Here is a 25,317-nt window from a genome sequence, read left to right on the forward strand (position 1 = left end):
TAACGTAAATAAGCAAACCAAAGGTTGCAATATGAAAGTGCAGGCAGACCTGTCCAAACTCAGCACCAGACGCGCTGTGAGGCAGGATCTGCCGCGCCTGCTGGAATTGATCGCCGACGATGATCTGGGCAAGAACCGTGAAGGCGTAGGTTCGGAGGAGGCATGTTATGCAGAAGCCTTTGACCGCATAACTGCTGACGATAATCAGTTCCTGATGGTGGCCGAGATGGATGGCCGCATCATTGCCATGCAACAGGTGACTTTCATCCCTGGCCTGAGCAGGAAAGGCGCTACCCGCGCCATGATAGAAAGCGTGCGGGTCGATAGCTATCTGCGCGGGCAGGGTATAGGACACTGGTTTATAGAGCAGGCCATACTATTGGCGCGCGAGCACCGTTGCCAGTTGGTGCAGCTGACCAGCGACAAGAAGCGCATACAGGCGCACAGATTCTACGGAAGCATGGGCTTCACAGCATCACATGAAGGCTTTAAATTGCAACTCTGAGCTGCTCTGAACTAGCTCTGAACACCGAATACTAATATTGAAAATAGCGAGCCATGAATACTCAATTTCGCAAGCCACTACCTGGCACCAAACTGGATTACTTTGATACACGAGCTGCCGTCGATGCGATTGTGCCAGGTGCCTATGACAAGCTGCCGTATACCTCACGCGTGCTGGCAGAAAATCTGGTGCGTCGCTGTGATCCGGCAACACTGACTGATTCTCTCCGTCAATTCATCGAACGCAAGCGTGACCTGGATTTTCCCTGGTTCCCGGCGCGTGTGGTGTGCCATGACATCCTGGGTCAGACGGCCCTGGTAGATCTGGCAGGTTTGCGCGATGCGATTGCCTTGCAAGGCGGTGACCCGGCGCTGGTCAACCCTGTCGTGCCAACACAACTGGTGGTTGATCATTCGCTGGCTGTTGAATGCGGCGGTTTTGATCCGGATGCCTTCAACAAGAACCGCACCATTGAAGACAGGCGCAATGAAGACCGGTTTGATTTCATCAATTGGACCAAGAAGGCATTCAAGAATGTTGATGTGATCCCGCCGGGCAACGGTATTTTGCATCAGATTAATCTGGAGCGTATGTCGCCTGTGGTGCAGGTTACAGACGGCGTTGCTTATCCAGATACCCTGGTAGGTACTGACAGCCATACTCCCATGGTCGATGCGCTGGGCGTGATTGCAATTGGTGTTGGTGGCCTGGAAGCCGAAAGCGTCATGCTTGGTCGTGCATCCTGGATGCGTTTGCCAGACATTATCGGCGTTGAACTGACAGGCAAGCCACAGGAAGGTATTACGGCCACTGATACGGTACTGGCATTGACAGAATTTTTGCGCAACCAAAAAGTGGTTTCATCTTATCTGGAATTTTATGGTGAAGGCGCATCCCACCTGACCCTGGGCGACCGTGCCACAATTTCCAACATGGCACCGGAATTCGGTTCCACCGCCGCGATGTTCTACATCGATGAACAAACCATCAAATACCTGAAACTCACAGGTCGTGATGATGAACTGGTCAAGCTGGTTGAAACCTATGCCAAAGAAACCGGCCTGTGGGCAGATACGCTAAAAAATGCTGAATATGAGCGTGTACTGAAGTTTGATCTGTCTTCCGTCGTGCGCAATATTGCTGGTCCATCGAACCCGCACAAGCGTGTGCCAACGTCAGAACTGGCAGCCCGTGGCATTAGCGGCAAAGTGGAAAATGAACCGGGCCTGATGCCTGATGGCGCTGTCATCATCGCCGCCATCACCAGTTGTACCAACACCAATAACCCACGCAATATGGTGGCTGCCGGTTTGCTGGCGCGCAACGCCAACAAGCTGGGCCTTACTCGCAAGCCCTGGGTCAAGAGTTCACTGGCCCCTGGTTCCAAGGCCGTGACCCTGTATCTGGAAGAAGCCAATTTGTTGCCCGAGCTGGAGCAGCTTGGTTTTGGGGTGGTGGCTTATGCCTGCACATCCTGTAATGGTATGTCTGGCGCGCTTGACCCGGTGATCCAGAAAGAAATCATAGACCGTGATCTGTATGCGACGGCAGTATTGTCGGGTAACCGCAATTTCGATGGACGCATTCATCCTTACGCACAGCAGGCTTTTCTTGCTTCGCCACCGCTGGTGGTGGCATATGCTATTGCAGGCACCATCCGTTTTGATATCGAGAAAGATGTGCTGGGTCTGGATGCTGCTGGCAAGCCAGTTACACTGAAAGACATTTGGCCGACTGATGAAGAAATTGATGCCGTGGTGGCTGCCAGCGTCAAGCCTGAACAATTCCGCAAGGTGTATATCCCCATGTTTGCCAAGCAGGCAGATGATGGTGAAAAAGTCAGCCCCCTGTATGACTGGCGTCCACAAACCACCTATATCCGCCGCCCACCGTATTGGGAAGGTGCACTGGCAGGTGCTCGCAGCATGAGGGGTATGCGTGCGCTGGCGGTATTGGGCGATAACATCACGACAGACCATCTGTCGCCATCGAATGCCATCATGCTCGATAGCGCCGCTGGTGAATATCTGGCCAAGATGGGTTTACCGGAAGAAGATTTCAATTCTTATGCCACTCACCGGGGTGACCATTTGACGGCGCAACGGGCGACCTTCGCCAATCCGACTCTGAAAAATGAAATGGTCGTTGTCGATGGCAAGGTCAAGGCTGGTTCACTGGCCCGTATCGAACCAGAAGGAAAAATCACCCGCATGTGGGAAGCCATAGAAACCTATATGGAACGCAAGCAGCCACTGATCGTGATTGCTGGTGCCGATTACGGCCAGGGTTCTTCGCGTGACTGGGCAGCCAAAGGTGTACGTCTGGCTGGTGTCGAAGTCATTGTCGCTGAAGGCTTTGAGCGCATACACCGCACCAATCTGGTCGGCATGGGTGTCTTGCCACTGGAATTTTTGTCGGGTGTGAACCGCCTGACGCTGAACATCGATGGCACAGAAACCTTTGACGTCATCGGTGAGCGTATGCCACGTGCAACGCTGACCCTGATCATCAATCGCAAGAATGGCGAATCGGTGGCAGTGCCTGTAATGTGCCGCCTGGATACGGCAGAAGAAGTATCGATTTATGAAGCGGGTGGTGTCTTGCAGCGTTTTGCACAAGACTTCCTGGAATCTGTCAAAGCAGCATAAATTTCACTGATACTGGTTGCAAGCGCTTCTCTTGATGGAGGAGCGCTGTCTCTGAATCGAATTTTAAAGAGTAAATACATGGCCCATCTTCCACAGATCAAAATCCCGGCAACCTATATGCGTGGCGGTACCAGCAAGGGTGTATTTTTTCGTCTGCAGGATTTGCCGGAAGCTGCCCAACAGTCAGGCGCAGCGCGTGATGCCCTGTTGTTGCGCGTGATAGGTAGCCCCGACCCGTATGGCAAGCAGATAGATGGTATGGGCGGTGCGACTTCCAGCACGAGCAAAACCGTCATCCTGTCAAAAAGCAGCAAGCCAGACCATGACGTGGATTACCTGTTTGGCCAGGTTTCCATAGACAAGGCTTTTGTTGACTGGAGCGGCAATTGCGGCAACCTGTCTGCGGCAGTAGGTGCCTTCGCCATCAGTGCTGGGCTGGTTGATGCAGACCGTATCCCGCAAAACGGCATGGCTACTATCCGTGTATGGCAGGCGAATATCAGCAAAACCATCATCGCGCATATTCCCATGACTGACGGCGCTGTGCAGGAAACCGGCGATTTTGAGCTGGATGGTGTGACCTTCCCGGCGGCCGAAGTGCAACTGGAATTCATGGACCCGGCGGCAGATGAAGATGGTGAGGGTGGCTCCATGTTCCCAACAGGTAATCTGGTTGATGAGCTGGAAGTGCCGGGTGTCGGGACGCTGAAGGCGACCATGATCAATGCCGGCATTCCCACCATTTTTGTAAACGCAGAGGCGATAGGCTATACCGGTACGGAATTGCAGGACGCCATCAATAGTGATGCTGAAGCCCTGGCCATGTTTGAAACCATACGTGCCCATGGGGCATTGCGTATGGGCCTGATCAAGGATATCAGCGAAGCAGCACAGCGCCAGCACACGCCCAAGGTGGCGTTTGTTGCCAGGCCTGTCGATTATGTGTCATCCAGTGGCAAGCAGGTCAAGGCTGCTGATGTGGATTTGCTGGTGCGCGCCCTGTCCATGGGCAAGCTGCATCATGCCATGATGGGTACAGCGGCAGTGGCGATTGGTACTGCCGCTGCGATACCTGGCACGCTGGTGAATCTGGCGGCTGGCGGTGGCGCACGCACTGCAGTACGTTTTGGTCACCCGTCCGGCACATTGCGGGTAGGCGCGGAAGCAACGCAGGTCAATGGCGAGTGGAGCGTCACCAAAGCCATCATGAGCCGCAGCGCACGCGTATTGATGGAAGGCTGGGTACGCGTACCTGCTGCAGATCTTTACTGACAGGACAACGGATTTGAATTGAAATAGCTTTATGCACGTCAAAGTGCAGGCATGGCCTCGCGCCAGCGCCACTGTTCAAGAATAAAAATAAGCGCTCAGCGGTGCGGTAACAACTGGACTATTTTGTGATACCGAAGGAGACAGCATGACTTACGCAGCGTTTTATCAGGAATCAATACAGGATCCGCAAGGCTTTTGGGCCAAAGAAGCGCAATTGATAGATTGGCACAAGCCGTATGAACAGGTGCTGGACCACAGCAAACCACCATTCGCAAAATGGTTTGTCGGCGGTGAAACGAATCTCTGCTACAACGCCGTGGACCGCTGGCTGGAAAAGCAGGCAGACCAACCTGCATTGATCGCCATCTCTACCGAAACCAATGCCGAGAAAACCTATAGCTTTTCCGAACTGCATGGCGAGGTGCAGCGCATGGCCGCTATTATGTTGAGTCTGGGTGTGAAGCAGGGCGACAGGGTATTGATCTACATGCCCATGATTGCAGAGGCCGCTTTTGCCATGCTGGCCTGTGCCCGTATAGGCGCGGTGCATTCCGTGGTGTTTGGTGGCTTTGCTTCAAAAAGCCTGGGTACGCGGATTGATGATGCCAAGCCTGTGCTGGTGGTGTCAGCAGATGCCGGTATGCGTGGTGGCAAGGCTGTGCCGTATAAACCCTTGCTGGATGAAGCTATAGCACTGGCCGAACACAAACCCGCACATGTCTTGCTGGTGAATCGTGGTCTGGATGCCATGCAGCTGGTGGCTGGGCGTGATGTCGATTATGCGACAGCCAGAGAGCGGCATTGGGATGCGCAGGTAGCTGTCACCTGGCTGGAATCAAATGCCATGTCCTATGTCTTGTACACGTCCGGGACGACTGGCAAGCCCAAGGGCGTGCAGCGCGATGTCGGTGGTTACGCTGTGGCATTGGCTTCGTCGATGAAACATATTTTCTGTGGCAAGCCGGGGGAAACCTATTTCGCCACTTCGGACATAGGTTGGGTGGTGGGGCATTCCTACATCGTGTATGGCCCGTTGATTGCCGGTATGGCCACCATCATGTATGAGGGCACGCCGATTCGTCCGGATGCGGGTATCTGGTGGAGCATCGTTGAAAAATACAAGGTCACACGCATGTTCTCTGCACCGACAGCGGTACGTGTCTTGAAGAAGCATCCATCTGAGTTGATGCGCAAATACGATCTGTCTTCACTGAAAGCGCTGTACCTGGCCGGTGAACCACTGGATGAAACCACATCCAGCTGGATCGCCAACGAGCTTGGCGTACCGATCATCGATAATTACTGGCAGACCGAAACGGGCTGGCCCATCTTGTCAGTTGCCCGCGGCATTGAACAAACCGCCACCCGGTTGGGCAGCCCTGGTGTCGCTATGTACGGGTACAACGTGCACATCATTAATGAAAATACGGGCGCGGAATGTGGTGTCAATGAAAAGGGTGTCGTCGCCATCAAGGGGCCTTTGCCGCCAGGTTGCATGCAAACCGTGTTCGGTGATGATGAGCGTTTTGTTAGCACGTATTGGACCAACTTTGCGCATGAGCAGTTGTACTCAACTTTTGACTGGGGCATCAGGGATGCTGATGGCTATTATTTTATTCTGGGCCGTACCGATGATGTCATCAACGTCGCCGGGCATCGTCTGGGTACCCGTGAGATAGAAGAGAGTATTTCCAGTCACCCGCAAATTTCTGAAGTGGCGGTAGTCGGGGTCGAAGACAAGCTCAAAGGACAGGTAGCAGTTGCTTTTGCCATACTCAAACATCCTGAACTTGCCGCTACACCAGAACAAAAGCGGGCACTCGAAGGTGAAGTGATGGCTGTGGTAGACAAGCAACTGGGGGCCGTGGCGCGACCAGCGCGTGTGCATTTTGTCAACATGCTGCCAAAAACCCGTTCCGGTAAATTATTGCGTCGCTCGATACAGGCGATTTGTGAGGGGCGTGATGCAGGGGATTTGACGACAATAGAAGATCCCTCGTCTTTACAGCAAATTTTGGCGATCTTGAAAGCCTGACGAGTGCACTAAAGGGAAAATGAAAAAGGGAAGGAGAGCTATCGCTCCTTCCCTTTTTCTTTGTGTTTATGTATTCAAACCAGTAAGGCGGCAGCCAATGTCCTGACTTCTTCTTCTGATTCTTCAAGTATGCTGTTGAGCGTGCCGTCACCGACGACGAAATCAATTTCTGATGAATATTGTTCAGACTCTTCGGCGTAGGAATGAATGTCCATGGGCGAATGTGTAGCTGCCAGTTCATTCGCCAGCAGCAAGGTATCACCCAGGGTTTCTGGCGGCATGGCACGCAAGCCAAACCAGAGCGCTTGCACGGCTTCCACCACCGTCTGCGGTAATTTCAGGCTTTGTATGACAGCAGTTCCGATTTGTGTCTCTGAAGATTCACGATCAATAATGGTGTCGGAGAAGGATGGCAAATCATCAGGACTGGAATCCGGGGCCGGCAGATCACGTTCTATCAGTGATGGGTATTCATCTACCCGCGATAGCAGGTAGAAATTGCCAACTTCATGCACGATGCCCGCAAACATTGCCGTGTCAGGGTCTACCTTGGTAACGCGACGGGCAATCACCTGGGCCAGCGCAGCGACTTGGGCGGTATGCTCCCATAACTTATTGGTCATGGCCTGCAATTGCCTGTTCTTGCTGGTGCCTGCCAACTGTCGCATGACCAGTGAGGCAACCACTGCCCGCAAAGTACGAAAACCCAGGCGGTTAATGGCTGCCTTGACACTGGTCACATCGGTGCCCCGGCTATAGGCGGCAGAATTGGCAATCGCGACCATTCTGGCAGCAAGAAATGGCTCATTCAAGACCAGTTTGGTCGCTGTATCAAGGCTGCAATTTGGATCATCCAGTGTTTGTTGAAGTTTAAGGGAAGCCGCCACGTTTGTCGGAAACACCAGTTCGCCGCGTTGAGCTTGCTCGGCAATGCTGTTGAGTGCATCGATTTTATTCATCGCAGATGTCATTTGCACAAATTAAACATACATGATTGTGGGCGGACTTGCTGCCCATAGAGTCAGGGAGACGCGGCATTGCTGCCGCTTGTTGTCTGTCTCCATGATTTAGCTTATTTCAGGTCAACATGTCCAAGACCTATAGTTCCAGATTTCATTCTGCTTCAGATAATGTTACAGGTCAATCAAGCGATGCAAAATAAAGTAAATCTACATCAATTTGTCTTTTGGCTGGCTATCCATTTATCTATTTTGGCTTCGAGCAAAGCCAATGGCAAAGTGCCGTCGCTGAGCACCATATCATGGAACTGGCGCAAATCGAAACGTGGGCCGAGTGTAGCGCTGGCCCTTTGACGTAATTCCATAATTTTCAGTGAACCTATCTTGTAGCCCAGCGCCTGACCAGGCCAGGCCATATAGCGCTCCGTCGCCTGGCGTGAGGCTGCCTCGCTATAACCCAGAGTCGCCTGCTGGTATTGAATCGCCTGTTCGCGTGTCCAGCCCTTGGCGTGCAAGCCGGTATCCACCACCAGACGGGTTGCACGCAAGAGTTCATCAGTCAGGTGACCCAGATAGGCGCTGGGGTCGTTTTCATACAATCCCATCTCTTTACCCAGGGTTTCGGCATACAGAGCCCAGCCTTCGGTATAGGCATTATTACCGCCAAATTTGCGGAATTTTGGGATATCCAATTCTTGTGATCTTGCCAAGTGAAAATGATGGCCTGGCTGGCCTTCATGCAGATACAGGGTTTTCATGCCAGCTGTGCTGTAGTCGGCTGGATTATTGATGACGGCCCAGAACACACCTGGGCGGGAGCCATCAAACGCCGGCTGGGTGTAGTGGTCAGATGCAGTCAGCCGGCTGATTTCCGGTTCTGCACGAATATCCAGCGCGGCTTTGGGCATCCTGGCAAATAGTTCAGGCAGTTTCGCTACGACCATTTTTTCGATCTTGTGATACCCATCCAACACTTCTGCCTCGGTCTTGTAAGGGCGATATTGGGGTTGAGTATCTATCCAGGCAGGCAGACCTGCCGGGTCACCCTGATAGCCAAGCTTTGGGCCCAGGGCAATAAACTCACTTTGTATGCGCGCTACTTCTTTCAGGCCCAGGGCATGGATTTGTTCCGGGTTAAGATCAGTAGTGGTCTGGTCTTTGACCCAGGCGCGATACCAGATATCGCCATTGGGCAGGGCGCTCCAGCCACTGCTGCTGCGGCTGCCAGCCAGGTAATCGGTGGACAGGAAATGATTGAACTGGCGTAGCGCAGGTAATACTTTGCTGTTTAGTGCCAGGCTGTATTCGCGGTTCAGGGCTTGTTTGTCTGCAGTTGAAAAATCGGCTGGGAAATTTTTGATGGGTGCGTAGTAAGCATGTTCCTCAAGTTTTTCCGTTGCCAATTGTGCAAATTGCGGCAGTGCGGAATTTACCAGTGCTTTCGGTAACACGATGCCACGCTGCATGCCTTCCCGCATATTGCTGGTGGCTTGATTCAACCAGGCGGGCAATTGCGTCAAACGATGCAGGAAGATTCTATATTGCCGGACTGTTTTCAGCGGCTGGGCACTTTGACCAGACGCAAACTGTGCCAAGGTGACCGGCACGCTATCCATTTGATTGAGCGGCAATAGTTGATTATCAAATTTGGCAATGTCGAGATTGGCCTTGATTTCAAAATCCAGGCAATCATAGGTCACGGTATCTGCTAACGATAAGTCATTGCGCCTGATTTTGGCCAGCCTGGTGGCGATATCCTGCCACATGGTGACCTGTTTGGCCTTGACCGCAGGCGCAATGGTCATGGGCAGCTTGTCATCAAAGCGGGTATCGCCGTTATAGGAAGCCCCTATTGGCTCAAAGGCGGCCTGCTTGTCGTAATAATATTCAGCCAGCAAATTCAGCCGCCTGCCTGTTTCCGTGTTTGTCTTGACACTGACGGGTTGCGCTTGCCCGATTTTTGGCTCTGGCGTCGTGGCGGCATGTGCCAACATGGTAACTGAACTCAGCAAACCAGCTGAAAGAAGGATACTGGTTAAGGAGCGCAATTTGTTCATGTGAACTTTCCGTAGAAGAGTGATTGAAAAATAGTTTGCAAGCTTATCAGAACTTGGAATTCATCAATACGAGCGTATTTGTTTGTATTGTAGAAATTTGCGTTATGCAGCTTTGCATTTTGTTTGTGTAAAAGTTTGTTTGTAGACTGTCATTTGTCAGTTGCAGTTCCATCAATGCTCAAAACTAAATCTTCTTTTCTTGACGTTCTTGTATAAAGCTTTTTGAACTTTGACCGTTAGATGAGGTGATCACGCACATTTCGTCTGAATGCTCATCAGTTCAAAATTGGCGTGTTGATAGAACTGGCATCAGGCGTGCATGGCATGCGTGGTCGCATCCCTATATGGGCTGCGATGGTGGACTATTATGTATTGAAAAGCAAACGGTCACTGCTGCAAGTTCGCTGTCTTTATTAGTAGTGCAAGGCGGGAGCGCATCGTGAAAATTGTTTCCTCAGACATATCCCTGTCATCCAGTCATATTGCCAGTAGTACTCTTGAAACGCAGGACAAGTTGCGTGCCTGGGTAGGCGACACACGTCCGGATTTTGAAGGGCGCAACGCAGACTTGCCAGCAAATTTGCGTAATGTTTCCGCCAATGTGCAAATTTCAGATGCGGGACGCGCTGCCCAGGCAGCACCACAAACTTCTGCCACTCAGACCGATGCTGTACAGCAGGCCAGCGACGAGGCTGAAAATGATCCGCGTATACGCCTGATCATGTACATCATTGAATTGATGACCGGTAAAAAAATTAATACCTTGAGTAGTGCCGACATTGAGTCCGGTGCAGCAGCAAGCACGGCGCAGCCTTCAGCTAGCACAACCACAGCTCAACCGGCGCAGTCAGCCGCACCCAGCAAGGCAGGCTGGGGTGTTGAGGTGGATACGCATGAATCCTATACTGAAACTGAACAGACTTCTTTCAAGGCCAGTGGAAAAATTGTCACGGCAGACAATAAGGAAATCAGTTTTAATCTTTCCTTCGATCTTAATCGCAGCTATCACGAAGAAAGTGATACCCATGTCCGTCTTGGCGACGCCAAGAAAGTGGATCCTTTGGTCGTCAATTTCTCTGGCGATTCTACTCAACTTACTTCGCAGAAATTTGCCTTTGATCTGAATGGGGATGGCACAAAAGAAAACATATCCTTTGTCCAGGGCGCAGGTTTCCTGGCGCTGGATAAAAATAATGACGGCAAGATTAATAACGGCACCGAATTGTTTGGCCCCGGTACTGGTAATGGCTTCTCTGAACTGGCTGCTTATGACAGCGATGGCAATCACTGGATAGATGAAAATGATGCGGTATACCAGAAGCTAAAAGTGTGGACCAAGGACAGTGCAGGTCATGATCAGCTACAGACGTTGAAACAGGCTAATGTGGGTGCCCTGTATCTGGGTAACGCAAGTACCCAGTATGCCTTGAATAATGCGCAGAACCAATCGGACGGACAACTACGTTCTTCAGGTGTGTGGCTGAGCGAAGATGGAAAAGCGCATAGCCTGCAACAGGTAGATTTATCTGTGTGAGCAATTTTTAGGACTTACGCAAAACCGCCCCAACTGCGTTGCAGCGCCTTGCCGTACTAAAGTACTGTCTTCGTCGCTGACGGTGTAGTCGGGGTTTCAGGCGACATGTTGCCTGCCGACGGAACGAACCTCCCCTGCAAGGGAGGTTTCCTAAAAGCGATAGCCTTGCTGGGACAATTTTGCGTAAGTCCTATTTTTATCTGAATTTACTTATTAGATTTTCGCACAGAAAAAACAGATCCTTAACGGGAGCTGTTTTTTGTGTGACAGTTTTGTTTCAAAATAATTTTAGAATTCTTCCCAATCTGCACTTTCGCCAGTAGGTGGTTTTTCTGATGCTGATTGTCTTGTTGCTGGCCGGGCGGCCGAAGTGGCGGAAGCTTTGTTCGTTGCCTTACCCAATTTCAAGGGTGCGTGTGCCGGTTTGGCAGCAGCAGGGCTGGCCTTGCTGATAGCAATTGATGTTGGTTTTTGTTGCACAACATCCAATTTGAATACACTGACTGCCTGTGCCAGTGCACCAGCCTGTTCCTGCATGCTTTCTGCCGCAGCAGATGCTTGTTCAACCAGCGCGGCATTTTGCGTCGTCATTTCATCCATGCGGGAAATAGCCAGGTTGACTTGTTCTATGCCTGCACTCTGTTCCTGGCTGGCTGCTGTGATTTCACTCATGATATCGGCCACATGCTTGATGGAAGTCACAATTTCATCCATGGTCATACCGGCTTCATCAACCAGTTTGTTACCCAGATTGACTTTTTCAACTGAATCATTAATCAGGGTCTTGATCTCTTTTGCGGCACTGGCGCTGCGCTGCGCCAGGTTCCTGACTTCGGCTGCTACCACTGCAAATCCGCGTCCCTGTTCACCGGCACGTGCGGCTTCCACTGCAGCGTTCAGAGCCAGGATGTTGGTCTGGAAGGCAATACTGTCGATCACCCCGATAATATCGACGATCTTGCCTGAACTGTCTTTGATCGAACCCATGGTGTTGACCACTTGGCCAACGATATGCCCACCTTTGGTAGCGACGTCAGATGCTGAGATCGCCAGTTGATTCGCCTGGCGGGCATTGTCTGCATTTTGTTTGACGGTTGATGTCAGCTCTTCCATTGAAGATGCTGTTTCTTCCAGTGCGCTGGCCTGTGATTCGGTACGGCCAGACAGGTCAGCATTGCCGGATGCGATTTCACTTGAAGCGGTAGAAATCATTTCAGTACTGCTATGCACCTGACTGATGGTCATCACCAGGCTATTGTTCATGTCGGCCAGGGCACTCAGCAATTGCCCGGTTTCATCGCGTGAACGAACTTCTATCTTGCCGGTCAGGTCACCATTTGCCACTCTCGTGGCAACTTTGACTGCGGCATCCAGCGGGCCAGTGATCGAGCGTGCAATCCATGCTGCAACGGCGGCACTGAGGATCAGGGCGATGATTCCAAGGACGATCATCAGGTTGCGCGAGAACATGATGATGCTCTTGATTTCTTCACCGTTTGTTGCCATGTCAGATTTTTGAATATCTGCCAGGGCGTTGATGTCAGTCAGCGACTGTTTCAGTGCAGGGAAGGTGGTCTTGCTCATCATTGCCACCGCTTCGTCTTTTTGGTCCAGTTCTATCAGATCCCCGGTTTTGCTGAAGGCGGTGACAAAAACGGCATTTGAGGCCACCAGTTTGTCAACCGCTTCTTTTTCTTTGGGGCTTTGTGCCAGTTTCTTGAGGATGTCCAGCAACGCGGTAATTTTCTTTTTGTTGGCGTCAATGGCGGTATATTGCTGCGTGCGTGCATTCTGGTCTGGTGTAATGAATAATTCCAGGGTACGGCTACTGTTTTCCTGGATGATGGCAGAAATTTCCAGTGCACTGGTGACACCTACGGCATCATTTTCCAGTATCTGTTTGTTGCGTGCAGCAATTTCATTAAGTCTGACAACGCTAAGGCTGACCATTAGCAGCATGGTCAGCAAGGTGAGGCCAAAGCCAAAACTAAGACGTACCCTGATTTTGAGATTGCTGAAATTCATTATAGTGATTCCTATATAAAACAGTAGGTTAGGACGCCAGGGATCAATTTTCGTCGCTTGTCTCCAGTAATTTACCCTGTTTTACAGAATAAATTACATTGAAGATCGTGTATTGAGCATACCAAAATTGGCTTGTAGTGCCAGCTAAATCTATGATTAGTCGTAGGGCTTGTGGGTTTCCTGACAGTTTCTGGTTTTTGATCATGTAAAATCGTGAATATGTGTGTATTAAAACAGAGGATTTATGAAGCTTGCAACACTTAAAGATGGTTCTCGCGATGGTCAGCTAGTGGTGGTATCCCGCGATTTGAAGACAGCCTGTATCGCAGACGGCATGGCACCGACTTTGCAACGGGCACTGGATGACTGGAATTTCATTGCACCTCAACTGGATGAATTGTATGCGCGTCTGAATGGGGGGCGCGCGGCCAACAGTTTTGATTTTGATGCCAGCAAGTGCATGGCACCGCTACCACGTGCTTTCCAGTGGGCAGATGGTTCTTCCTATGTCAATCATGTAGAACTGGTACGCAAGGCCAGAAACGCCGACATGCCCGACAGTTTTTGGCACGATCCACTGATGTATCAGGGGGGCGGTGACGATTTCATTGGGCCGCAGGATGATATCGCTATGGTGTCAGAAGAGTGGGGTATTGATTTCGAGAGTGAAATTGCGGTCGTCACCGGTGATGTGCCCATGGGTGTCAAGGTGCAGAATGCGGCCGAGCACATACGCCTGCTGATGCTGGTGAATGATGTGTCACTGCGCAATCTGATACCAGCAGAATTGGCAAAGGGCTTTGGTTTTTTTCAATCCAAGCCAGCATCCAGTTTTTCGCCGGTGGCAGTGACACCGGATGAATTGGGTGATGCATGGAAAGACGGCAAAGTGCATCTGCCTTTGCGTTCCAGTCTGAACAATATGTTGGTTGGGCAGCCGAATGCAGGCGTGGATATGGTTTTTTCTTTTCCGCAGCTGATTACGCATTTGTGCAAGACCAGAAATGCCCGCGCTGGCACCATCATCGGTTCGGGCACGGTATCCAACAAGGATGCTGCCAAGGGATATAGCTGCATAGCAGAAAAACGTGCGCTCGAAATGATTGCTGTTGGTGAGCCTGTCACGCCGTATATGAAATTTGGCGATAGTATCAAGATAGAGATGCTGGACAAGAATGGAAAATCCATATTCGGTGCGATTGAACAGAGCGTAGTCGAATATCACGCTGGATGATTTTTTTTGATGCTACAGGCAGTGCCGGTGTGCCTTTGTAAATTTTTTGTGGAGTAGTTTATGTTACCTGTTTTTTCCTGCACTTTACGCGTTGTGGCACTGGCTTCTGCAAGCCTGGTCTGCCTGTCAGCTGCAGCGCAGATAAAGGTGGGTATCAATCTGTCGACGACGGGGCCGGCGGCTGCGATTGGTTCTTCGTCCAAAAATGCTATTTTGCTGTGGCCAAAAGAAATAGCCGGAAAAAAAGTGGAATATATTCTGCTGGACGATGCTACAGATCCCGGCAACGCGGTTAAAAATGTCAGAAAGCTCATCGCCGAAGAAAAAGTCGATATCATCATCGGCCCCAATACCACACCCAATGCCCTGGCCTTGCTGGACGTGGTGGCAGAAAACGAAACACCACTGGTCACCCTGGCTGCCTCTGCCAGCATTGTTGAACCTATGGATGCCAAGCGTGCCTGGGTATTCAAGATGCCGCAAAACGATACCCATATGACGACCATCCTGACCCAGCATATGGCTGATCATGGTGTTAAGACAGTCGCCTTTATCGGTTTTGCCGATGCCTATGGCGAGGGCTGGTGGCGTGAATTTTCCAAACTGGCTGAATTGCGGCATATCAGGATCGTGGCAAATGAACGTTTTGCCAGGACCGATACCAGTGTCACGGGACAAGTACTGAAGATGATGTCTGCCAAGCCGGATGCGGTGCTGATTGCAGGTTCAGGCACACCTGCCGTATTGCCGCAAAGGACGTTAATAGAACGCGGTTATAAATCACAAATCTATCAGACCCACGGCATAGCCAGCATGGAATTTTTGAAGCTCGGTGGCAAGGATGTCGAAGGCACGCTATTCCCGACCGGCCCGGCAGTGGTGGCCCGTCAATTGCCGGAAAAAAATCCGGTCAGGAAAGTCTCTGTCGATTTCGCCCAGAAATATGAAACTGCCTATGGGCCGGGCAGTGTGACCCAGTTTGCCGGTGATGCCTGGGGAGCCTACATGCTGATGGCAAATGCCATCCCGGTTGCATTGAAAACGGCACAACCCGGCACCAAAGCTTTCAGGCAGGCCTTGCGTAATGCGCTGGAAAACACCAGGGAACTGGTGGTTCCCCAAGGTGTCATCACGATGAGTCCAACCGACCATGTGGGGCTGGACCAGCGTTCGCGCGTCATGGGTAAAATCCAGGCTGGCAAATTCGTGTATGCCTATGGCGGCTAATCGGCAAATCAGTTGACAGATTGACGGTTGGGCTTATTGCCTCCCTAACTGGAAGAACACATTCTTGGCACCAGCCGGACCGACCGCAAAGCCCAAATAAATCGGGCCGATGAAGCTGTTGAATCCGGCAAACAGACTGGCGCTTTTGCGCAGTGAAGACGCCGACATTTCGCTTCTCTTGTTCCAGACATTGCCTGCTTCCAGCGAAGTGCCAAGGAACAGGCTTTGCCCCGCCAGATCAAATTTCACGGCACGCAGCAAATACGTCAGACTGCCATACAGCAGGTAATTGCCAGTGAACTGATCTGGCTGATAGGCTGACAATTGCTGAAAACCACCCAGTGTAGAGCCTATGCCGCGTATTTCAGTGTCAGTCTGGAATAAGCCTGCGCCATTCAGTTTCAAGTTGATGCTGTGGTTGTCCCAGCTGTTGGCCCAGGTTGTATTGATGCTCAGTTCCTGGTAGTTATTGTGTGATCTGTCCGTACCCAGAAAGACATTGCCATCGAATTTGTAACCGTAGCGCGGGAAGCTGGCGTCACTCAACTGATCAATCACCAGTGCTCCTTTCAACCCCAATTGATGCAAATCGGCGCTGGGCAGGGGTTCTGTGCTTAAGCTGCCATCTTCGTTTCTTAGCAGGAAGCCCCCTAATTTCGGTCGCACACGATAGCTGTTGAAATTCAATCCCAACTTGGCTTCTCCCAACTCTCCCTGTTCACCAAGGCGCATGCCAAGATCCAATCCCAGCCGGTCGCTGCGGAAGTTGTATTCGGCGACCCGGGTATTGCCGTTGTACAGGTTTCTGGTGTTCTGACCGATTTCTGCAAATGGTGACAAATACATGCCCTCACGCTCAAACAAAGGCTGGCGTAATTCGGTATGCAGTTTGATGCTGTTGCCAAATTCCACATCGTTGCGCCATTCCAGACCGCTTTCGGTGAGCCATGGACGCCTGTGACCAACCTGCAGTTTGAAGCCGCCGGTGCCTTCAAAGCCGCTGGACAGTGCCAGTCCAAAGCGCAGGAAATGTGGTCCCCAGTTACGTCCGTAGGCATTTACACGTATCCCATATTCGCCGTCACGCTCTATCAATTCATGATTGATGCTGTCAAAGTCACGAGCATTGTTCAGAATTGACAGTTTGCGATTCACGTCTTCGGCCTTGTATTCTATTCCCGGATGTATGTTCAACTGGCGTCGTATATCGCTTTCGGGTACCGCGCCATTGGTGACAACATCGACAAATTGAATATCAATCTTTGGTAGTTGCGGGTTCAGCCGTATTTGATGCCGGATCGCATATGTCTCTGGCGACAGGCTATAGGCTTGCAGCTGTGATGCCATTTCGCGTGTGACGTTTTCACCTATTGCCACAGCCTCTCTGGAGCGGCCAAAATCCATAAAGCTGATGTCCCCCAGATGCGGTTCTATCAGAATGTCGTTGGCGGTCAGCAGGGCTTTTTGAGCTTCTACATTCTGTTCGGTTAGGATGTTGACCATCTGCTGGCTGACATTGAACAGGGTTTGCAATTGATCGCGCGGCATCAACGGTGTGCCGATATTGACTGCGATCACGATATCTGCCCCCATTTGCCGGGCAATATCTACTGGCAGGTTCCTGACCAGGCCACCGTCTGACAATAAGCGGCCATCGATTTCTATCGGAGCAAAAACGCCGGGTGCAGCCATACTGGCGCGTATCGCCTTGTGCAGCGGGCCTTTGGTAAAGATCACCATTTTGCCAGTTTCCAAATTCGTGGCGACGGTACGGAAAGGAATGGGCAGGCGGTCAAAATCTATATCTGGCTGTAGATGAGCAGTCCAGTTCTGCAATAGTTCAAGAAACTGGGTCGCCTGTACCACACCTGCTGGCAGACGTACTCCATTGGCGCTCAGACCCAGTGTCGCACCTAGCGGGTACTGTTCATCTTCTTCGCGCACGGATTGTGGCAAGACGCGCCTTTCCACCCTGTCCAGCGCAATGTCATCGAGCTTCAACGCATCCAGGCGGTTTTCGATTTCAGATGCAGAAAGACCAGCAGCGTACAAGCCGCCGACTACCGCCCCCATACTGGTACCAGCAATGCAATCAATGGGAATACGCAATTCTTCCAGTACTTTTAGTACGCCAATATGAGCAAAACCGCGGGCACCACCACCAGACAGGGCCAGGCATATCCTTGGTGTCCTTGCTTGTGGCTGTTGTACTGTCAGGGTTTCTGCATTTGAGGATCTTGATGCTAACAAGCAACTTATGAAACTAAAAAATAGCAGGAAAAGTGATTTAAACATGTCAGACAGTGTGGAAACATGGAATTCTGGGCTCAGGGTCTATATACTAACGGATGCATATTAAATCATGTTAACCTATGTTTAATTGCATAAGAGATTTTTCTTGCCCTTACCAAAAAAACCTATGAACCTACATCAATTGCGTTTTGTACGTGAAGCCGTGAGACAGAATTTTAATCTGACTGAGGCAGCCAAGGCCTTGTTTACTTCGCAACCAGGTGTGTCCAAGGCGATTATTGAGCTGGAAGAGGAATTGGGGGTCGATATCTTTACCCGTCACGGCAAGCGCATACGCGGTTTGACCGAGCCGGGCAGGGCGGTGCTGAAGTCGGTAGAACTGGTGATGCAGGAAATTGATGGCCTGAAACGTATAGGCAAGGAATTTGCCGCACAAGACAGTGGCAGCTTCACCATCGCCACCACCCATACCCAGGCCAGATATGCCTTGCCCAAGGTGGTACAGGCTTTCATGCAGAAATATCCCAAAGTGCGTTTGTCCTTGTTGCAAGGCAACCCCAAGCAGATTGCAGAAATGGTCATGCGTGACCAGGCCGACCTGGCAATAGCTACCGAAGCCATTGCCGGTTTTGATGGCTTGATCTCTTTGCCATGCTATCAATGGGAACATGTGGTGGTGGTGCCCGTCGAACATCCCTTGCTGAAACTGAAAAATGTCACGCTGGAAGAAATTGCCAATTATTCGCTGATCACCTATGATTCCGCCTTTGCTGGACGGACAAAGATAGATCATGCCTTTACTATCCGCAATCTGAAACCAGATATTTTGCTGGAAGCGATTGATGCCGATGTCATCAAGACTTATGTAGAACTGGGCATGGGTGTGGGCATTATTGCAGGCATGGCATTTGATGCAGAACGTGACCGCAACTTGCGCGCCATTCCTGTCGGGCATCTGTTTGGCATGAATATTTCGCGTGTTGCCATCAAACAGGGTGCGTATCTGCGTAGCTATATCTATACTTTTATTGAATTGCTGAACCCCACCCTGAACCGTAAAATGATAGACAATGTCATGCAGGGTAACAAGGATACCTACGATTTATGAGTATGCAGGCCCTGCACACCTGGCCCGCGGCAGAACGCAGCCAGGTGCGTGGCATCCTGACCGATATTGATGACACCCTGAGCACCCATGGCAAATTAAGTGTGGCCAGCCTGGATGCACTGGACAGGGCCAAGGCAGCAGGTTTAAGACGTATTGCGGTCACTGGCAGGCCGACTTACTGGACACTGCCATTGTTGAAGTTATGTGATTTTGATGCTGTCATTGCCGAAAATGGTGCCAGCGCTTTCTGGCTGGATGAGCAAGGGCAGCAACAGGCACTGTATTATGCCGATGTTGCAACCCGCCGCCAGCATCGTCAGCAGCTGGAAGCATTTGCCGCTATCATGCGCCATCATTTCCCCGATATCTTGCCAGCGGCAGACGCGCCGCAACGCATTGGTGACCTGGCTTTTGATATCGCTGAAAATATCCCGGCCATACCAATGACGCAATTGAATGAAGTCGTGGCATTGATACGTGAACATGGTCTGTATGCCACTACCAGCAGCATCCATGCCCATGCCTCGGTGCTGCCGTTTTCCAAGCAAAGCATGAGCCAGCGGCTATTGCATGAAGTATATGGCGTGGATGATGCAGAGGCTCGTCGTACCCATGTGTTTATTGGCGATTCTGCAAATGATGCCAGCATGTTTGCCCATTACCCCTTGTCGGTCGGGGTAGCGAATGTGCGAAAATTTCTGGACCGGTTTGAAGCTCACCCGCGCTACGTCTGCAATGCAGAATATGGTGCTGGTTTTGTCGAGCTGATTGATTTTCTGTTGAAAGATAAAAATGAGTGAAAATACCATGCGCGATTATTATGCGCAAAGAGCGCAGACGCTGGAGAAGGTGTATCAGAAACCTGAACGCCAGCAAGACTTGCGTGAAATCGAGGCTCGCGTAAAGGACGTACTGCAAAACCAGCGCGTACTGGAACTGGCTTGTGGAACCGGCTACTGGACTGAGCGTTATGCCTCTCTGGCAACATCCGTTGTGGCAACGGACTACAACCAGAGCATGCTCGACCTGGCGCAGGCCAAATTGTATCCTGAGGGCAAGGTGGAATTCGCGCTGGCTGATCTGTATGAATTGCCTGCCGCCAAGGCAGACCAGTATTCAGCCTGCTTCGCTGGATTTTTCTGGTCTCATGTCAAACGTGAAGCGCAGACGGGCTTGCTGGCCCATTTGAGCAAAGTGTCAGGCAAGGGCACAACATTAGTGCTGATAGACAATAATTATGTTGAAGGCAGCAGCACCGTCATCGCCCGTACTGACTTGGAAGGCAATACCTTTCAGTTGCGCAAACAAGAAGATGGCAGCCGTGTGGAAATTCTCAAGAACTTCCCGACAGACAGTGCCTTGCGCAAGAAATTTGGCCCTGCCGTGCGTGATATCCGTATCTTCAGGAACACCTATTACTGGATGCTGACCTGTATATTGAAATGAGTTCTAGTATTGTTCCTCGAAGACCAGCCGTGCTACATTGCAAGTCGTTTAAATTTTTCAGGAGTAATTCATGGACTTGCAAGCATGCACAGAAGCGATACGCGCTAAAGTTGGTGACAACAGTGGTTTGAATGCGACGCTGAAATTTGATTGCGGTAGTGATGGCGTGGTTTTTGTTGATGCCGTAGCGACACCGAATGCTGTCAGCAATGAAAATCAGGAAGCCGCCTGCACGATCAGCATTTCTCTGGAAAACCTGGCAGCCTTGCTGACCGGCCAACTGAACCCAATGAACGGTTTCATGATGGGTAAATTGAAAGTGTCCGGCGACATGGGCGTGGCCATGCGTTTGCAAACCGTGGTGTAAGATTGCTAGGTGTAAACTGTTTAAGTCCAGCAGTTTAAGTGATCGGTACAATTAAAGCGGCATTTCACTATTGCGCAAGCGATGGGAAATGCCGTTTTCAATTTTATTTGTATTAAATTTCCTGATCTGTGATCACACCAAAGATACAGCTCCTAAAGCCAATGCTGATGTGCCATCTGGATACAATGCATCATAGCAACGGGTGCAACTGGTGCAGAATAAATGGGAACGCTTAACGAATTTGTAACGCAATATCAATTGCAGTTGCACCCCGCTACAATGGGGGCAATGCTCACGCATACTACCGGATGAAGGCGCATCTTCCGATTGATAGCCTTCCTGTATCATGACTCCTTCTATGACATCTCTGGGATCTAATTGCACCAGGGTAAAATCGGGTGCACGTAAATTACGCCTTTCTGAATAAATATCTTGTTGAACTGGTTTACGGATAGCACTGGCTGTCATCATGGTTTACTCCTGATATGACTTTTGCCCAAACTCCTGATGCATGACGTAACATCGTGCAAAGCCGGACAGACTTTCAATCTAGTAAAATTCAACCTTAAAAACAAGGTGGAAAACGACAAATATGACGCAGCCAAAGAATGTCTGGACGCTGAGCTTGCAGCCGTATGCCTGGACATGTGAAACGGATGAAGAAACCAGCCTGCTGGAAGCTGCCCTGATGGCTGGTGTGCGCCTGCCCAATTCTTGTCGTAATGGTACTTGCCGCACCTGTATATGCAAGCTGCAGTCGGGCGAAATTGTCTACCGGGTCGAATGGCCTGGGCTGAGCCTGGAAGAAAAACAGGAAGGCTGGATCTTGCCCTGTGTCGCCCAAGCCCGCAGTGATATCAGTCTGGACGTGCCAGCCGCAGTCAATATTTTCGACTGAGTTCGGCTGGCGTCGATTGTCACAGGATTTGCGTATGCAGGGAAGTCAATGTTTTACCCTCTATCTGGTAGCTGGCCAGGTGTTCTGGTACTTCACAGCGCCATTTCAATTCGCGCTCTATTTTTTGACGTAAATGGTCGGCAGCTGCTGGTTCCCCGTGTGTGATAAAGGCGCATATGGGCGCATGTTTCAAGTGGCTCAGCCATGCCAGCATTTCTTCATAATCGGCATGGGCTGACAAACCATCAATTTGCACAACTTTAGCCCGTATCTTCACATCTTGCCCATGTATACGTACGGTGGCGGCACCATTGATCATGCTTTCCCCACGGGTACCACCAGCCTGATGGCCGCAGAATACGATGGTGTTGCGGTCATCCGGTGCCATGTATTTCATGTGATGCAGAACCCGGCCACCAGTTGCCATGCCACTGGCAGAAATGACGACCTTGGGCCAGCGTTCACTGTTGATGCGTTGTGATTCTTCCGGTGTGCGTACATAGGTAGTCATGGCGATCATGCCGTCTATGTCGTCTGTGGACAGTTTCAAATCATCAGCATGATGGCTATAAATACTGGTGGCGCTTTCAGACATGGGGCTGTCAAGGTAAATCGGGAAGTCAGCAATCTGTTTTTTCTTGCGCAACTGGTATAGTAAATACAGCAGTGTCTGCGCCCGCCCTACGGCGAAAGAGGGGATGAGGACTGAGCCACCATGTTGTACGGTGCTGTTGATCACATCGCGCAATTCGTCTTCAGGCGAATTACTGGCATGCAGGCGATCGCCATAGGTTGATTCGACGATCAGGTAGTCGGTTTTCTCCGGGAATTCCGGTGCTTTCATGATGTAGTCGCGCGGCCTGCCGACATCGCCTGAAAACAACAGGGTGCTTTGATCCATCTGTAGTGCAATACTGCAAGAACCGAGTATGTGGCCATTGGGTATCCACCTGGCATGTACTTGGTCGGCAATCCTGATGCGCGCATGATCATCAACCACATGAAAATGTTGCAGTGCCTTGTTGACGTCATCGCTGTCATACAGTGGCAGGGCTTGTTCATGTTTGGATAGATGATGACGATTCAGGTAGGCTGCTTCTTCTTCAAACAAATGAGCAGAATCGCGCAGTAACAGTTTGCATAAGGCAAAGGTGGCTTTGGTACAGTATATTTTGCCGCGAAAACCAAGCTTGACCACGACTGGCAGATAACCGGAATGATCCAGATGAGCATGCGTGAGAAGAATGGCATCAATTTTTGCAGGATCGAAAGGAGGGGCTTCCCAGTTGCGTAAGCGCAGCTGCTTATAGCCTTGAAACAGGCCACAATCAACCATGATGGTGCTATGTTCTGCTGTCAACAGATAGCGGGAGCCCGTTACCGTGTTTGCTGCCCCTAAAAAATGCAGTTTGAGCAAAATACACCTCCGCCATGAGTTTATGTTTGGATCTCTGTATGGCCCTGTCGTATTCCTGAACGCTAACAGGTTCTAAGTATAGGAATGAGTTGCGACTGATACAAAGAATTTAATTTTTTTTCGATATCAAAGATTAACAGCGCGGCATAAGGGATTGTTGTGCTAACTCAATACTGGCGACTATCCTGTGCATATTGCAGGTAATTGGGGGATAACGCATAAGCTCCACCATAGCGGGCCTGTAATTCTGCAGCCCTTGCTGCAAATCGTGCTGGCCCAACGTGATTGATGAATTGCACTGCGCCACCCGTCCAGGCGGGAAATCCTATGCCGAAGATGGAGCCTATATTTGCATCCCGGCTGGCGTCCAGCACACCCTCGTCCAGACAGCGCAGGGTTTCCAGACTTTGCCGGTACAGAAAGCGGTCTTGCAGATCCGCATAAGGCAGGTGAACATCAGCCTTGCCAAAAAGTTTGCCCAGTTCAGGCCATAAATATTTCTTGCCGCCATTCACGCTTGTGTCTTGCGGATATTCATAAAAACCGGCTCCGGCAGCCTTGCCGGCACGCTGATGCTGATCAAGCATGATGTCGATAATGGCGGTTGATGGTGGGGCTTGCCAGGCGATGCCTTCCGCTTCAAGATCGGCCCTGGTTTGCTGTGTCACGTGACGCGACAGGCTGAGTGACACTTCATCCTGTACAGCGAGTGGCCCCACGGGCATGCCTACAGACAGGGCAGCATTTTCTATCAATGCAGCTGGCAAACCTTCTGCCAGCATGCTCAAACCTTCGTTGACAAAACTGGCAAATACGCGGCTAGTGAAAAAGCCACGGGCATCATTCACAACGATGGGTGTCTTACCAATTTGCAGGACATAGTCATAGGCAAGCGCCAGGGTGGCCGCACTGGTTTGCTGACCCTTGATGATTTCCACCAACTGCATTTTTTCTACTGGCGAAAAGAAGTGCAGGCCAATAAAACGTTCAGGATGGCTCACCGCTTTGGCTAGGCTGGAAATAGGCAGGGTAGAGGTATTGCTTGCCATCACGCCACTGTTGGTAAGCCAGGTTTCGGCTTCGCTGCTGACACTCGCTTTCAGTTCGCGGTTTTCAAAGACAGCTTCGATGATCAGTTCGCAACCTGCAAATTCACTGGTTTGGGTGGCTGCTTGTATGCGCCCCAGTTGCGTTTGTGCCTGCTCTGCTGACAAGGCACCCTGGCTGACTTTTTTGCCGAGCTTGTCAGCGATAGCTGCTTTGCCTAGTTGTGCCTGGTTTGCCGTCTGATCTTTCAGTACCACCTGTATGCCGCGTGCGGCGCTGACAGACGCAATGCCGGTACCCATCATGCCTGCACCAATGATCCCCAGTCTGCTGATTTTTGTTTTGGGAATAGCTTGCGGACGGCTTTTACCGCTGGCGATTTCCTGCATCTGAAAAAAAAGAGTGCCTATCATATTCCTGGAGACCTGGCCGGTTGCCAGATGGGTAAAATAACGTGCCTCTATTTTCAGTGCATTGTCAAAATCGACTTGCGCGCCTTCCACCATGGCGGCAAGTATGGCTTCCGGCGCAGGATAATTGCCACGAGTTCTCTCGCGCAGCATGGCGGGGGCCACCATGATCATGGGCTGCAATGTGGCAGAGTGTGGCATACCGCCCGGCATCTTGTACGATGAACCATCCCAGGCTTGTTGTGGATGGGGGTTTGCCACTATCCACGCGTGCGCCTGTTGCAGCATGTCGTCATGGCTGCTGGCGAGTGTGTGCACAAAACCTGCCTTTACTGCGGCTGCTGGGGAAACTTGTTTGCCTTCCAGTAGATACGGCATGGCTGCCTGCAAGCCCAGCATGCGTACACTGCGCACCACGCCACCAGCGCCGGGCAGCAGGCCCAGTGTCACTTCAGGGAAGCCGATTTTTGCCTTGGGATTGTCCAGCGCAATTCTATAGTGGCAGGCCAGCGCCAGTTCCAGACCGCCACCCAGCGCACTGCCATTGATGGCGGCCACCACAGGCTTGCCCAGTTTTTCGAGTCTGCGTAGCACGGCATGGTTTTGCTCAAGCATGGCAAAACAGGATGCTGCATCTTGTATGTGGATGAGTTCACGCAAGTCGCCACCAGCAAAAAAACTGTCTTTGCCCGAACTGATGATGACGCCACTGATCTGTTCTTTTTCTTCTTCCAGTCGTGTTATTGCAGACGCCAGTGTGGCCCTGAAGGCGGCATTCATGGTGTTGACTGACAGGTCAGCCATATCGATCCAGAGTGTGACTATCTGGTGTGCATCTTTGCTGTAATTGATCATGATGTATACTTTCTCCCGGA

19 protein-coding genes are annotated in these 25,317 nt (G+C 51.0%); 12 read left to right on the top strand and 7 right to left on the bottom strand.

The window, feature by feature from the left end; translation table 11 throughout:
- Positions 1-31 precede the first annotated feature (31 nt).
- The 4 genes from AC1RVX_RS19385 (at position 32) to AC1RVX_RS19400 (ending at position 6,460) form a co-directional block, all read left to right on the top strand.
- The gene (locus tag AC1RVX_RS19385) at positions 32-505 is read left to right on the top strand and encodes a GNAT family N-acetyltransferase (RefSeq protein WP_493218247.1); all 474 of its coding nucleotides are present in this window, start codon (positions 32-34) and stop codon (positions 503-505) included.
- Between the two features lie 53 nt (positions 506-558).
- Positions 559-3,153 carry a Fe/S-dependent 2-methylisocitrate dehydratase AcnD gene (acnD, locus tag AC1RVX_RS19390; protein ID WP_493218248.1) on the top strand — a complete coding sequence of 865 codons (2,595 nt, stop codon included), beginning with the start codon at positions 559-561 and terminating at the stop codon, positions 3,151-3,153.
- Between the two features lie 78 nt (positions 3,154-3,231).
- Complete coding sequence (gene prpF / locus AC1RVX_RS19395) at positions 3,232-4,425, top strand: 2-methylaconitate cis-trans isomerase PrpF (protein WP_493218249.1); 1,194 nt, start codon at positions 3,232-3,234, stop codon at positions 4,423-4,425.
- A gap of 145 nt (positions 4,426-4,570) precedes the next feature.
- Positions 4,571-6,460, top strand: a complete 1,890-nt coding sequence (locus AC1RVX_RS19400) for a propionate--CoA ligase (protein ID WP_493218250.1) — start codon at positions 4,571-4,573, stop codon at positions 6,458-6,460.
- Positions 6,461-6,534: 74 nt separating this feature from the next.
- On the opposite strand, the gene AC1RVX_RS19405 is transcribed toward AC1RVX_RS19400, so the two are convergent.
- Complete coding sequence (locus AC1RVX_RS19405) at positions 6,535-7,419, bottom strand: HDOD domain-containing protein (RefSeq protein WP_493218251.1); 885 nt, start codon at positions 7,417-7,419, stop codon at positions 6,535-6,537.
- A 215-nt stretch (positions 7,420-7,634) separates the two neighbouring features.
- Positions 7,635-9,476 carry a DUF885 domain-containing protein gene (locus tag AC1RVX_RS19410; RefSeq protein ID WP_493218252.1) on the bottom strand — a complete coding sequence of 614 codons (1,842 nt, stop codon included), beginning with the start codon at positions 9,474-9,476 and terminating at the stop codon, positions 7,635-7,637.
- A 439-nt stretch (positions 9,477-9,915) separates the two neighbouring features.
- Here AC1RVX_RS19410 and AC1RVX_RS19415 point away from each other — a divergent pair, with 439 nt between their 5' ends.
- Positions 9,916-11,010: an SPM autocatalytic domain-containing protein gene (locus AC1RVX_RS19415; RefSeq protein ID WP_493218253.1), complete on the top strand. Its 1,095-nt coding sequence runs from the start codon at positions 9,916-9,918 to the stop codon at positions 11,008-11,010.
- A 288-nt stretch (positions 11,011-11,298) separates the two neighbouring features.
- Here the strand turns inward: AC1RVX_RS19415 and AC1RVX_RS19420 are convergent, their stop codons facing one another.
- On the bottom strand, positions 11,299-13,035 hold the full coding sequence (locus AC1RVX_RS19420; RefSeq protein ID WP_493218254.1) for a methyl-accepting chemotaxis protein: 1,737 nt from the start codon (positions 13,033-13,035) through the stop codon (positions 11,299-11,301).
- A gap of 244 nt (positions 13,036-13,279) precedes the next feature.
- Here AC1RVX_RS19420 and AC1RVX_RS19425 point away from each other — a divergent pair, with 244 nt between their 5' ends.
- On the top strand, positions 13,280-14,269 hold the full coding sequence (locus tag AC1RVX_RS19425) for a fumarylacetoacetate hydrolase family protein (protein WP_493218255.1): 990 nt from the start codon (positions 13,280-13,282) through the stop codon (positions 14,267-14,269).
- A gap of 60 nt (positions 14,270-14,329) precedes the next feature.
- Positions 14,330-15,496 (top strand): ABC transporter substrate-binding protein, encoded by a 1,167-nt coding sequence (locus tag AC1RVX_RS19430; RefSeq protein ID WP_493218256.1) that lies wholly within the window; start codon positions 14,330-14,332, stop codon positions 15,494-15,496.
- 33 nt (positions 15,497-15,529) lie between these two features.
- Here AC1RVX_RS19430 and AC1RVX_RS19435 read toward each other — a convergent pair whose 3' ends face one another.
- Positions 15,530-17,746, bottom strand: a complete 2,217-nt coding sequence (locus AC1RVX_RS19435; RefSeq protein WP_493218257.1) for a patatin-like phospholipase family protein — start codon at positions 17,744-17,746, stop codon at positions 15,530-15,532.
- A gap of 169 nt (positions 17,747-17,915) precedes the next feature.
- Here AC1RVX_RS19435 and AC1RVX_RS19440 point away from each other — a divergent pair, with 169 nt between their 5' ends.
- The 4 genes from AC1RVX_RS19440 to AC1RVX_RS19455 all read left to right on the top strand — a co-directional run bounded on the left by AC1RVX_RS19440 (position 17,916) and on the right by AC1RVX_RS19455 (position 20,670).
- Positions 17,916-18,857, top strand: coding sequence for a CysB family HTH-type transcriptional regulator (locus AC1RVX_RS19440; RefSeq protein ID WP_493218258.1), 942 nt, complete (start codon positions 17,916-17,918; stop codon positions 18,855-18,857).
- The gene (locus AC1RVX_RS19445) at positions 18,854-19,657 is read left to right on the top strand and encodes an HAD family hydrolase (protein WP_493218259.1); all 804 of its coding nucleotides are present in this window, start codon (positions 18,854-18,856) and stop codon (positions 19,655-19,657) included. Before AC1RVX_RS19440 ends, AC1RVX_RS19445 begins: the two co-directional genes overlap by 4 nt.
- On the top strand, positions 19,650-20,303 hold the full coding sequence (locus AC1RVX_RS19450) for a class I SAM-dependent methyltransferase (RefSeq protein WP_493218260.1): 654 nt from the start codon (positions 19,650-19,652) through the stop codon (positions 20,301-20,303). Before AC1RVX_RS19445 ends, AC1RVX_RS19450 begins: the two co-directional genes overlap by 8 nt.
- A gap of 70 nt (positions 20,304-20,373) precedes the next feature.
- Positions 20,374-20,670 carry an SCP2 sterol-binding domain-containing protein gene (locus tag AC1RVX_RS19455; RefSeq protein ID WP_493218261.1) on the top strand — a complete coding sequence of 99 codons (297 nt, stop codon included), beginning with the start codon at positions 20,374-20,376 and terminating at the stop codon, positions 20,668-20,670.
- Between the two features lie 132 nt (positions 20,671-20,802).
- Here the strand turns inward: AC1RVX_RS19455 and AC1RVX_RS19460 are convergent, their stop codons facing one another.
- Positions 20,803-21,141, bottom strand: coding sequence for a hypothetical protein (locus AC1RVX_RS19460; protein WP_493218262.1), 339 nt, complete (start codon positions 21,139-21,141; stop codon positions 20,803-20,805).
- A gap of 121 nt (positions 21,142-21,262) precedes the next feature.
- Between AC1RVX_RS19460 and AC1RVX_RS19465 the strand changes: the two genes are divergently transcribed.
- On the top strand, positions 21,263-21,568 hold the full coding sequence (locus AC1RVX_RS19465) for a 2Fe-2S iron-sulfur cluster-binding protein (protein WP_493218263.1): 306 nt from the start codon (positions 21,263-21,265) through the stop codon (positions 21,566-21,568).
- A 19-nt stretch (positions 21,569-21,587) separates the two neighbouring features.
- Here AC1RVX_RS19465 and AC1RVX_RS19470 read toward each other — a convergent pair whose 3' ends face one another.
- A complete protein-coding gene (locus tag AC1RVX_RS19470; protein ID WP_493218264.1) occupies positions 21,588-22,985 on the bottom strand; it encodes an MBL fold metallo-hydrolase RNA specificity domain-containing protein in 1,398 nt (465 codons plus the stop codon).
- 167 nt (positions 22,986-23,152) lie between these two features.
- The gene (locus AC1RVX_RS19475) at positions 23,153-25,297 is read right to left on the bottom strand and encodes a 3-hydroxyacyl-CoA dehydrogenase NAD-binding domain-containing protein (protein ID WP_493218265.1); all 2,145 of its coding nucleotides are present in this window, start codon (positions 25,295-25,297) and stop codon (positions 23,153-23,155) included.
- Between the last annotated feature and the right edge of the window lie 20 nt (positions 25,298-25,317).

Source organism: Undibacterium sp. GW821-FHT11B02, from assembly GCF_058808955.1.

Bases quoted from the DNA above. Each gene is read 5' to 3' on its own strand.
- AC1RVX_RS19385 (WP_493218247.1), top strand. From the start codon at position 32: ATGAAAGTGCAGGCAGACCTGTCCAAACTCAGCACCAGACGCGCTGTG.
- acnD (WP_493218248.1), top strand. From the start codon at position 559: ATGAATACTCAATTTCGCAAGCCACTACCTGGCACCAAACTGGATTAC.
- prpF (WP_493218249.1), top strand. From the start codon at position 3,232: ATGGCCCATCTTCCACAGATCAAAATCCCGGCAACCTATATGCGTGGC.
- AC1RVX_RS19400 (WP_493218250.1), top strand. From the start codon at position 4,571: ATGACTTACGCAGCGTTTTATCAGGAATCAATACAGGATCCGCAAGGC.
- AC1RVX_RS19405 (WP_493218251.1), bottom strand. From the start codon at position 7,419: ATGAATAAAATCGATGCACTCAACAGCATTGCCGAGCAAGCTCAACGC.
- AC1RVX_RS19410 (WP_493218252.1), bottom strand. From the start codon at position 9,476: ATGAACAAATTGCGCTCCTTAACCAGTATCCTTCTTTCAGCTGGTTTG.
- AC1RVX_RS19420 (WP_493218254.1), bottom strand. From the start codon at position 13,035: ATGAATTTCAGCAATCTCAAAATCAGGGTACGTCTTAGTTTTGGCTTT.
- AC1RVX_RS19425 (WP_493218255.1), top strand. From the start codon at position 13,280: ATGAAGCTTGCAACACTTAAAGATGGTTCTCGCGATGGTCAGCTAGTG.
- AC1RVX_RS19430 (WP_493218256.1), top strand. From the start codon at position 14,330: ATGTTACCTGTTTTTTCCTGCACTTTACGCGTTGTGGCACTGGCTTCT.
- AC1RVX_RS19440 (WP_493218258.1), top strand. From the start codon at position 17,916: ATGAACCTACATCAATTGCGTTTTGTACGTGAAGCCGTGAGACAGAAT.
- AC1RVX_RS19445 (WP_493218259.1), top strand. From the start codon at position 18,854: ATGAGTATGCAGGCCCTGCACACCTGGCCCGCGGCAGAACGCAGCCAG.
- AC1RVX_RS19450 (WP_493218260.1), top strand. From the start codon at position 19,650: ATGAGTGAAAATACCATGCGCGATTATTATGCGCAAAGAGCGCAGACG.
- AC1RVX_RS19455 (WP_493218261.1), top strand. From the start codon at position 20,374: ATGGACTTGCAAGCATGCACAGAAGCGATACGCGCTAAAGTTGGTGAC.
- AC1RVX_RS19460 (WP_493218262.1), bottom strand. From the start codon at position 21,141: ATGATGACAGCCAGTGCTATCCGTAAACCAGTTCAACAAGATATTTAT.
- AC1RVX_RS19465 (WP_493218263.1), top strand. From the start codon at position 21,263: ATGACGCAGCCAAAGAATGTCTGGACGCTGAGCTTGCAGCCGTATGCC.
- AC1RVX_RS19475 (WP_493218265.1), bottom strand. From the start codon at position 25,297: ATGATCAATTACAGCAAAGATGCACACCAGATAGTCACACTCTGGATC.